This is a genomic window from Pseudomonas cyclaminis (genome assembly GCF_015163715.1).
Classification (GTDB): domain Bacteria; phylum Pseudomonadota; class Gammaproteobacteria; order Pseudomonadales; family Pseudomonadaceae; genus Aquipseudomonas; species Aquipseudomonas cyclaminis.
This window is the reverse complement of the sequence record NZ_JADDUM010000249.1, coordinates 1-4,872: the sequence shown is the minus strand read 5'-3', so window position 1 is coordinate 4,872 and position 4,872 is coordinate 1. Positions and strand designations below refer to the sequence as shown.

General features: G+C 62.1%; 7 protein-coding genes. 1 reads left to right on the top strand and 6 read right to left on the bottom strand.

Annotated features, from left to right (window positions below; translation table 11 throughout):
• Positions 1 to 46: 46 nt before the first annotated feature.
• The 6 genes from IQK56_RS26500 to tusD form a co-directional block, all read right to left on the bottom strand.
• Positions 47 to 1,042 carry a glutathione S-transferase family protein gene (locus tag IQK56_RS26500; RefSeq protein WP_193863573.1) on the bottom strand — a complete coding sequence of 332 codons (996 nt, stop codon included), beginning with the start codon at positions 1,040 to 1,042 and terminating at the stop codon, positions 47 to 49.
• Positions 1,043 to 1,130: 88 nt separating this feature from the next.
• Entirely contained in the window at positions 1,131 to 2,132 is a 1,002-nt protein-coding gene (locus IQK56_RS26495) for a glycosyl transferase family protein (protein WP_193863574.1), read from the bottom strand.
• The gene (locus IQK56_RS26490; RefSeq protein ID WP_122306972.1) at positions 2,129 to 2,464 is read right to left on the bottom strand and encodes a TusE/DsrC/DsvC family sulfur relay protein; all 336 of its coding nucleotides are present in this window, start codon (positions 2,462 to 2,464) and stop codon (positions 2,129 to 2,131) included. The genes IQK56_RS26495 and IQK56_RS26490 overlap by 4 nt, the downstream gene beginning before the upstream one ends.
• Positions 2,461 to 2,739 carry a sulfurtransferase complex subunit TusB gene (tusB, locus tag IQK56_RS26485; RefSeq protein ID WP_122306973.1) on the bottom strand — a complete coding sequence of 93 codons (279 nt, stop codon included), beginning with the start codon at positions 2,737 to 2,739 and terminating at the stop codon, positions 2,461 to 2,463. Before tusB ends, IQK56_RS26490 begins: the two co-directional genes overlap by 4 nt.
• Complete coding sequence (gene tusC / locus IQK56_RS26480; protein WP_122306974.1) at positions 2,739 to 3,089, bottom strand: sulfurtransferase complex subunit TusC; 351 nt, start codon at positions 3,087 to 3,089, stop codon at positions 2,739 to 2,741. Before tusC ends, tusB begins: the two co-directional genes overlap by 1 nt.
• A 1-nt stretch (position 3,090) precedes the next feature.
• Positions 3,091 to 3,483 (bottom strand): sulfurtransferase complex subunit TusD, encoded by a 393-nt coding sequence (gene tusD / locus IQK56_RS26475; RefSeq protein ID WP_158878062.1) that lies wholly within the window; start codon positions 3,481 to 3,483, stop codon positions 3,091 to 3,093.
• Positions 3,484 to 3,641: 158 nt separating this feature from the next.
• On the opposite strand from tusD, the gene IQK56_RS26470 reads away from it, so the two are divergent.
• Entirely contained in the window at positions 3,642 to 4,805 is a 1,164-nt protein-coding gene (locus IQK56_RS26470; protein WP_193863575.1) for a CaiB/BaiF CoA transferase family protein, read from the top strand.
• Positions 4,806 to 4,872: the final 67 nt, after the last annotated feature.

The window sequence follows — 4,872 nt, the reverse complement described above, 5'->3', positions numbered from 1 at the left end:
GGGGCTTGCCCCCGATGAGTCCCTCAAACACAACCCGTGTCCCGGATCAGCTCAAAATCCCTGAACCATTCAACCGCCGGCGATCATGCTCGGCATCAAACCGCTGCAACGGCCCCTTAGGCACAATCCCCGTAGGGTTGATGGTCCGATGGCTCGCATAGTAATGCCCCTTGATGTGCTCGAAATCCACCGTCTCGGCCACCCCCGGCCACTGATACAACTCCCGCAGCCAATTCGACAGGTTCGGATAATCCGCAATCCGCCGCAGATTGCATTTGAAGTGGCTGTAGTACACCGCATCAAAACGAATCAGCGTGGTAAACAGCCGCACGTCAGCTTCGGTCAGGTATTCGCCGGCCAGGTAGCGATGGTCGCTGAGGTGCTGCTCCAAATAATCCAGTTCGGCAAACACATCATCAAACGCGCTTTCATACGCCTGCTGCGACGTGGCAAAGCCTGCGCGATACACGCCGTTGTTCACGGCCGGGTAAATGCGCTCGTTCAGCGCGTCGATGGTTGTGCGCAGTGACTCGGGATAGAAGTCCAGGGTGTTGCCCGTCAACCCGTTGAACGCGCTGTTGAACATGCGGATGATCTCAGCCGATTCATTGCTGACGATGCGTTTGAGCTGCTTGTCCCACAACACCGGCACGGTGACGCGGCCGGTGTAGTCGGCCGTATCGGCGGTGTAGCGCTGGTGCATGAATTCGAAATTATCCAGCGCGTCGCCGGTGGAGCCATGGGCCTTGTCGAAGGTCCAGCCGTTTTCCAGCATCAGCCAACTGACCACGGACACGTCGATGAGGCTTTCGAGGCCTTTGAGCTTGCGCAGGATAAGGGTGCGGTGGGCCCATGGGCAGGCCAGGGACACGTAGAGGTGATAACGACCGGCCTCGGCCTTGAAGCCGCCATCGCCGCTCGGGCCAGGTTGCCCGTCGGCGGTCACCCAGTGACGGCGCTGCGCCTGTTCGCGCTGGAACGCGCCGTCTGCGCTACTTTCGTACCACTGGTCTTTCCAGTGTCCTTCGATCAGCAAACCCATGACTGGCTCCTTGGCTAATAAGCGTTGGAGCCCAGTCTAAAGGGATGAGTTCGAACTAAAAGCGCAAAGACTGCGGGTGAATGATCGATTAAATCGATTTATCTCGCGCAGCCCAGTACTGCTGGGCCAATTCGAACGCCCGCTCCCGTGGGTGGCCCAAGCCGCGCAAGGCCAGGGCCATGGTGGCGATCAGCGCCAGTTGTGGGTAGCTGTCCTCCACATCACCACGCCACAGCGCTTTCAAATGCTCTGTCTCCAGCGTTGCCGGTTTGACATGGCGTTGGGTGGAGAGGGCGGGCCATTCTTCATCCCAGCTCTCGCCGCCGGTAGTGCCGTACAGGTGGCTGATCGTGTCGGGATTGATCTCGATCTCGCCGCCGTCGCCTTTCACCACAATCACGTTATCGCCAAGCAGGCCACTGGCGTCGCGGTGTACGCCCTGATAGCCCGGATGGAAAATGCTTTGCAGGCCGCAACGGGCATTCAACGGATTGAGCAGCCGCGCCAGGGAGTGGATCGGCGAGCGTAGGCCCAAGGTGTTGCGCAAATCGATCATGCGTTGCAGCTGCGGTGCCCAGTCGCCCAGCGGGATGAACGCCAGGTTGCCGTGGTCAAACGCCGCGCCGACCTGTTGCCAGTTGCGGCACAGGGGGATTTGCAAGGTTTGCAGCAATTGTTCGGTGTACAGCCGGCCCGCCGTATGGGCGCCGCCGCCGTGCATCAGGATGCGCACGCCGTTCTGCGCCAGGCATTTGGCCGCCAGCAGAAACCACGGCAGGTGGCGTTTCTTGCCGGCGTAGGTGGGCCAGTCGACATCCACGTTCAGTGCCGGGGCATCCAGGCGTTCGCGCACGGCTTCGGTGAAGCCGGCAAGTTCTTCCGCGCTTTCTTCCTTGTGCCGCAGCAGCATCAGGAAGGCGCCCAGTTGGGTGTCTTCGACTTTTTCGTCGAGCAGCATGCCCATGGCTTCACGGGCTTCTTCGCGGGTGAGGTTGCGCGCGCCGCGCTTGCCTTTGCCCAGGATGCGCACGAATGGCGCAAACGGGTGCTCGGCAGGGGTTTGCAGGGTCAGTGGGGCAAAGTCGGTCATAAGCAATTCGTCGGCCTGGGCAGGCCCGCCAGTTTGGCGGCGAGTTTGGCGGGAGTGCCGTTGAACAATTGGTTGAGGTGCAGGCTGTTGCCCTTCTCCGGGCCAAGTTTCAGGGCGGTGTATTTGATCAGCGGGCGTGTGGCCGGGGACAGCTGGAATTCGGCATAAAACCCGCGCAACAGTTCGAGGATTTCCCAGTGGGCCGGCGTCAGCTCCAGGTTGTCGGCGGCGGCCAGGGCGTTGGCGACTTCGATGGACCAGTCGTCCAGGTCGACCAGGTAGCCATCCTTGTCCAGTTCGAGGCGGCGCTCGCCTACGGTCAGGGTGTTCATAGCCAGGTGTTGACCTTGTCGTAGTCGATCGACAGTTGCACGAAACCGGCGTAGTCCACGCTGTCAGCCCAGTCCGGTAATGGCAGATTGCGCGCCTGCATGTCTTCGGCCAGCACCAACACTTTCACGCCCTGGCCGTGCAGTGCGGGGCTGTGCAGCCCGTAGGCACCGTCGCCGCAGAGCAGGATTGCGTCCCCGGCGCCGCAGATACGCAGGCAGCTGTCGAGGCGGCTATCGGTAAACGGGGAGTGAGACACCACGTGTAAAGTCGACATCAGAGGGTAATCACCTGGTCGTAACGGTCAATCAATTGGGAAATGGCGTCGTTGCTTACCGGTTGCGCCTCGGTGGGCGGCGTCAAGCCACGCACGGCCATGCTGTGGCGGCAGACAAACACGTCATCGATGCCGAACAGCCCCAACGCCTGCAGGTTGGCACTGAGGTCCTTTTGCTGCACAGCCTTGGCGTTCTGGTGCGGCGCGAGCTGGAACACGCCGTCATCCATGAACAGCAAGCCGATGGGCAGATCGAACGCGCCGCCGGCCAGCACGATATCCAGCGCTTCCCGCGCGCTCGGCCCGGACCACGGCGCCTGGCGGCTGATCACCAATAGGGATTTGGACATCTCACGGCCCTCCAAAACAGATCAGGCGGTCGGCACCCTGGATCGCATCATGCAATTGCCCAAGGCCTGACAGCGCCCACGGCGCATCCAGGTTGACCGCGCTGCGTTGATAACGCGTGGCTTCTTCGCTGTTGAGCACGCCACGGCGCAGGGCAGCGGCGATGCACACCACGCCGTCCAGTTGATGAGTGCTGACAAACTCACGCCATTGGCGGGCGATGTCTTGCTCATCCTGGGGCGCGACAACGTTATTGGACGCGCTGTACACGCCATCCTGATAAAAAAACAACCGCACAATCTCATGCCCGCCGGCCAGCGCGGCCTGGGCGAACAGCAGGGCGCGGCGCGAGGAGGGCGCGTGGGCGGCGGAATACAGGGCAATCGCGAACTTCATGGAACACTCGGCAAGCAAACGTGGGCCAATGATAAAGCCGCCGCCGCGAAAAAGCCCGCCGTGATCAAAACGGTCACCGTCAGTGATCGTTCTGACGATTGCCGGTAGGCGCAAGCCTGCCTAGTCTGTGGGCATTCGAAGCGAAAGTGGAGCCCCCAATGTCAGGTCCCTTGGCGTCCCTCAAAGTGCTGGATTTTTCCACCTTGCTGCCCGGCCCGTATGCTTCGTTGATGCTGGCGGACATGGGCGCCGAGGTGCTGCGTATCGAGTCGCCCACGCGCATGGACCTGCTGCGCGTGCTGCCCCCCCATGACCAAGGCACCTCGACGAGCCACGCCTACCTCAATCGCAATAAACGCAGCCTGGCGCTGGACCTCAAGCAGGCCGCAGCCCTGGAGATCGTGCGGGCGCTGGTCAAGGACTACGACATCGTGCTCGAACAGTTTCGCCCCGGCGTGATGGAGCGCCTGGGCCTGGGCTATGAGGCTTTGAAAGCGCTGAACCCCCGGCTGATTTACGTATCGATCACCGGTTATGGCCAGACCGGCCCGTATAAGGATCGCGCCGGCCACGATATCAACTACCTGGCACTGGCGGGCGTGGCCAGCTACACCGGGCGCGAGGACAGCGGGCCGCTGCCGTTGGGCGTGCAGTTGGCGGATGTGGGCGGCGGCTCGTTGCACGCCGTGGTGGGTTTGCTCGCAGCGGTCATTGCTCGCCAGCAGACGGGGGTCGGTCAATACCTGGATGTGAGCATGACCGACTGCTCATTCAGCCTGAACGCGATGGCTGGCGCGGGTTACCTGGCCTGCGGCGTGCAACCGGAGAGGGAAACCCATGTGCTCAATGGCGGCAGTTTCTATGACTATTACCGCTCGCGTGATGGGCGCTGGATGTCAGTGGGCAGCCTGGAACCGGCGTTTATGCAGCAACTGTGCGCGGCGTTCGGGCGGCCGGAGCTGGCGGCGCTGGGGCTCGATCCTGCGCTCAAGTTGGCGCTGCAAGTAGAATTCGAAAAGCGCAGCTTTGATGAGCTGTGTGAGTTATTCGCCGCTGTGGATGCGTGTGTCGAGCCCGTGTTGAGCCTGAGCGAGGCCGTGGAACATCCGCAGTTGAAGGCGCGGGCGTTGGTCAGCCAGGTGCCGAGGGGCGATGGCTCTACCCAGGCGCAACTGGCCTGCCCGCTGAAGTTTTCCGAGGGGTTGCCGGCGCCCAGACATATCGGTGTGGCGGTGGGGGCGCACAGTGATGAGGTGCTGGCGGAGTTGGGCTTCAGCGCTCAGCGGATAGCCGAGCTGCGGCAGGCCAAGGCGGTTGGGTGACTGACGGCGCCATCGAGGGCAAGCCTCCTCCCACATTTGACCGTATTTCAAAGGTGGGAGGGGGCTT

What these genes read in the sequence shown, in the direction of transcription:
- IQK56_RS26500 (WP_193863573.1), bottom strand. Translation starts at nt 1,042, where the DNA reads ATGGGTTTGCTGATCGAAGGACACTGGAAAGACCAGTGGTACGAAAGT.
- IQK56_RS26495 (WP_193863574.1), bottom strand. Translation starts at nt 2,132, where the DNA reads ATGACCGACTTTGCCCCACTGACCCTGCAAACCCCTGCCGAGCACCCG.
- IQK56_RS26490 (WP_122306972.1), bottom strand. Translation starts at nt 2,464, where the DNA reads ATGAACACCCTGACCGTAGGCGAGCGCCGCCTCGAACTGGACAAGGAT.
- tusB (WP_122306973.1), bottom strand. Translation starts at nt 2,739, where the DNA reads ATGTCGACTTTACACGTGGTGTCTCACTCCCCGTTTACCGATAGCCGC.
- tusC (WP_122306974.1), bottom strand. Translation starts at nt 3,089, where the DNA reads ATGTCCAAATCCCTATTGGTGATCAGCCGCCAGGCGCCGTGGTCCGGG.
- tusD (WP_158878062.1), bottom strand. Translation starts at nt 3,483, where the DNA reads ATGAAGTTCGCGATTGCCCTGTATTCCGCCGCCCACGCGCCCTCCTCG.
- IQK56_RS26470 (WP_193863575.1), top strand. Translation starts at nt 3,642, where the DNA reads ATGTCAGGTCCCTTGGCGTCCCTCAAAGTGCTGGATTTTTCCACCTTG.